This window comes from Blastomonas sp. CCH9-A1, assembly GCF_001557175.1.
GTDB lineage: Bacteria > Pseudomonadota > Alphaproteobacteria > Sphingomonadales > Sphingomonadaceae > Blastomonas > Blastomonas delafieldii_A.
Genome location: NZ_LSHM01000014.1, coordinates 1 through 3878 on the forward strand (window position 1 = coordinate 1; position 3878 = coordinate 3878).

Here is a 3878-nt window from a genome sequence, read left to right on the forward strand (position 1 = left end):
CCGCGCGATCACCTCAATCTACACCAGAAATTACACCACGAGCGCGGACGCTAACTGTGTGTTGCTGCGTTGAGGGGCCGCGCCCCGGTTCGGATCTCAGCGGATGCAGATCACCGGTTCGCGGGGGCCAGACTCGGCCAGCAACGCGGCGTCCGTGTCCATCGCCATGCTCCCGGGCACCCCAGCGTCGCCCATACGTGCGGCGATCTGGCGGATGCGGCGCAGTGCGCGCTTATGACCCGCGCCAAGCGCATCCGGAAGGCCGGCGATGCGCTGAAGGCTTCCCCTCGTATCGACCATGAATTGCCCCTGCCCGCTGGTGCTCACGAGCCTGACCGGTGCATCGTCGGACTCGGCATAAGGCACGCAGCTGCGGATGATATCCACGTTGCCGATCTCGCGAAAGACGACCGAGAAATTGCTGGCTCGCTTCGCCCCCGCCTGGGCGAATGCCATGTGGATGCAGTCCTTCTGTCGTTCCGCAGCAAAATGCGCGAGTTCGATGGAGTATGCAACATCCATCGGAGCGCCGAGGCTGAACGCGATGGCATCGTTGACAGGCCGGTAGGGCGGCAGGCCCAGGGCCTGACGGAGAGCATGAAGCTGGTTCTGCTGACGCTGGTTGGGTTTAATCATGGTATTTTCGTTTCCTTTTTTAAGTTTGATGAGCTTTTCCCTTCACATAGGACGCTCACTCATTTTTGATCCTTCAGGGGTTGGCCATGCCGCCGTGCGGCACGGCCACAGCTTCAGCGATGCCGCTGGTGCCAGGTGATTGGGGTTACCCTGGGTGCCGGACCAAATGGCGTGACATGGCGCTCGATCCACAGAATCTCTGCGTCAAGATTCTGCTCCGAGACTTCGATGCACCAAACCTTTTGCAGTGCATCCCACCTGTAGCCGCGAGCCTTCAACATCGACCGCGCATCAAAGGGAGCGCGGGTCGCGTCGACCCGAAAAGTCTGCCTGGCAGCGTTGGCGAGCAATGCACCGAGCACCGGTTGACCCGTTGGCAGCGGATAAGCCAGCAAATGGATCAAGCTGATCACATCCGCGAGCGCGCGGTGCCCCGAATTGTAGAAGCCGATCTGATTCAGCAGATGTCCCAATGCGCGGCCGTCGAGCTGCGCATCGGCCAGCCAGTCAAAATCGGACAACGAGCAGGCCCAGGCGGACCCTGCGGTACAGGGAAGCAGGTGGCGTAGAAAAGACAGGTCAAAGGCAGCGTTGTGCGCGATAAAGACGTCAACCTGTCCAAAATCCTGTTCGACGAGGTCAAGATCAATCGACTTGCCGCGTACGTCAGCGTCGGTAAGCCCGGTGAGCAGGCGAACGCGGCTGGGGATCGGCATGCCCGGATCGCAAAGCGCCTGCCGTGCAGCGACAACGTCGATTATGTCGCCGACAGCATCAACCGTCAGGATCACGTAACCCAGATCGATGATCTGGTCTCGCGCCGGGTCTGTACCGGTTGTTTCAGTGTCGATCACCGCGATTGTTGATAGTGGCTCTACTGCCTGTTTGCGGACGATGAAGTGTTCCAGACGCGCGGCAGGCAGGAGCACGCGGATGCTCCATTCATCACTGTCCTTGCCGTAGGCTTCCGGCGGAGCGGTATTCGGTATATTGGTCATTGTAGTCCTTCTGACCGAACCTGAGAAAAACCGTTTTCCCATCACAAATTCGATCAAAAGGGCCAAAACTGCCCGGTATTCTGTCAGAGAAGGCGGCGTCAAAAGGCGCTTGAACCGTAGCCTAAATCGCCAAAATTGCTATTGTTGACAGCTTCTTAACGCAAAGCTGGCAGCCTGCAGCATTGTATTGAAACGGCATACGTATCCATATGTATACGTATGAATACGGTGGAGCCGGGGTAATGAGCCAAGCGCGAGGAATACAGTACGATACAGTTGCGGCCGTCGCTGACAGACTCGTGGCGGCAGGCGTCAAGGCTGACCAAATTTCAGCCATCATGATTCGCGAAGAGACCAAAACCGGTAGCCTGACAACCATCGTCAATCACCTCCGCCAGTGGAGGGTCCACGCAACGAAGGCGGTCATCCCGGCGAACTTCAACGATGACGATCTGGCCGCCATTCTGATGGTGATTACCAACAAGGTTCAGGAAGCTGCGAACCGTGTCCGTAACGAGGAGCGCGCAGTCCTCGAGGCCAAGCTTATCGAGCTGGAGGCTGTGAAGGCCGAGCTTCATTCTGTGATTGAGCTAAACTCCACGCTTGAGGAAGAGCTTGTCGAAGCGAAGGAGGCAAAGAAGCGATTCTATGAAAAGCTGGAGGGTGAGCGGGCTCAAGCATCTGCGCTGAGGGGCGAGGTAAAGGCGCTCCAGGAGGCGTTGTCCCGTTTTGCGCCAGCGGCACCGGAATTGACGCAGGACGCTGTGGCGAAATGAGGTACACGAACTGATGCCGCGATGACGGACAGTTGCAACCCGTTGGGATATTCGACAGCGAAGCCTTGACGTATCGGCGGATGCTGCCGGGAGCGGAATAGCGTTTCTTGGGACATACCAGACGTTCGATTTTGGCATGTCAAAAGGCAGCTCTCTTCAAAAGGCGACTTTCATCGTTCGCCCAATCAGTGCGACGGGGCGACGAAAACTGGGTCGAAGGGTGACGGAGCCTTCCGCCATCACCTCAATAGATCACATTCTCTACCTACGGCCTAAAAGTCGTAGGTTAGAGATGCCTTGAAGGTGCGCGGGGCACCCAGTTGCAGGTCGGGCCGGAAGCTGTCGAAGGCCGAGGCCCAATAATCGGCATCGGCAATGTTATCCACATTGAAGCGGAAGGTCAGCGGCTTGCCTTTGAGCACCGTTACATAGCGCGCGCCCAGATCGACACGGGTCCAATCCTGCAGGAACAGGGTATTGCCGATATTGGCTGCCTGTTCGCCAGTAAGCACCACACGGCCGGTCAGGGTCAGTGCGGGGATGAAGGGCACATCCCATTCGACATTGGCGTTGAGCGTATATTCGGGCACGCCCACCGCCTGTGCGCCATCGCTGACGCCATTTTGGGTCCGGCGCAGCTTGGCGTCGATCACCGATCCGCCGCCGATCAGACGCAGCCCCTCGGTCAGTTCGCCCGCGACGGTGAATTCGATGCCGCGATGCCGCTGGATGCCGAACGGGCCGAATTCCAGCGCACCGGCATTGTTTGGATCGCGCCGCAGGATGGATGTTTCACGGTCGATCTGGAACAGCGCCAGTGACAGGTCGATCGCGCCAAGCCTGAGCTTTCCGCCGACTTCATATTGTTCGGAGACGAACGGCGGGAGGATTTCGCCCGCATTGCTGACCGGGAGAGCCGCGCCGCCCGAGGGATTCGCACCGGTCAGCGGCGCCACAGCGCCCTGGACCAGCCCCTCGATGCGGTTGGCGTAGAGCGAGAGGTTTTCGGTCGGCTTGATCACCAGCCCGAAGACGGGTGTCACCTTGTCCTCGTCATATTCGCTGACCAGCGCGCCTGTGGCGTTGGAATAGGATTTGGCATTGATCACCTGCAGCCGGAGACCCGCGGTGAAGAGAATGCGATCATCCCAGAAGCCGATCGTGTCGGAGAAGAAGGCACTCACCAGCCGGGTGCGCGAGATCGGGAAGGGATCGTCCAGATTGCCACCGACAAAGGTCACCTGGGTCGAGGGCGTGACTTCCACCGGTGCGTAGAGATTGTTGCGCTGCACAGATATGTTGAAGAACTGAAAGGCGTTGCGGTTGACTAGCCAGTTCATCGACCCGCCGAAATTGAATTCGTGCGTGATACCGCCGCCGCTCAGCTTTGCGCGTGCGCCGATGGTGGCCGCTTCGTTATTGTCGGTGCGCGGGATGAACGAGCTGCTGACCGTGATGTCGCCGTTCA

General features: G+C 58.9%; 4 protein-coding genes. 1 reads left to right on the forward strand and 3 read right to left on the reverse strand.

The annotated features are described in order from the left end of the window. Positions 1 to 96: 96 nt before the first annotated feature. A complete protein-coding gene (locus AX725_RS05540) occupies positions 97 to 636 on the reverse strand; it encodes a hypothetical protein (protein ID WP_066114574.1) in 540 nt (179 codons plus the stop codon). A 113-nt stretch (positions 637 to 749) separates the two neighbouring features. Continuing rightward, the gene (locus AX725_RS05550; RefSeq protein WP_066114576.1) at positions 750 to 1634 is read right to left on the reverse strand and encodes a 3'-5' exonuclease; all 885 of its coding nucleotides are present in this window, start codon (positions 1632 to 1634) and stop codon (positions 750 to 752) included. 242 nt (positions 1635 to 1876) lie between these two features. Between AX725_RS05550 and AX725_RS05555 the strand changes: the two genes are divergently transcribed. Further along, the gene (locus tag AX725_RS05555) at positions 1877 to 2410 is read left to right on the forward strand and encodes a DNA-binding protein (protein WP_196490343.1); all 534 of its coding nucleotides are present in this window, start codon (positions 1877 to 1879) and stop codon (positions 2408 to 2410) included. 272 nt (positions 2411 to 2682) lie between these two features. On the opposite strand, the gene AX725_RS05560 is transcribed toward AX725_RS05555, so the two are convergent. Then, positions 2683 to 3878: TonB-dependent receptor (locus AX725_RS05560; protein WP_156458488.1), on the reverse strand; the 1196-nt coding region annotated here is incomplete at its 5' end.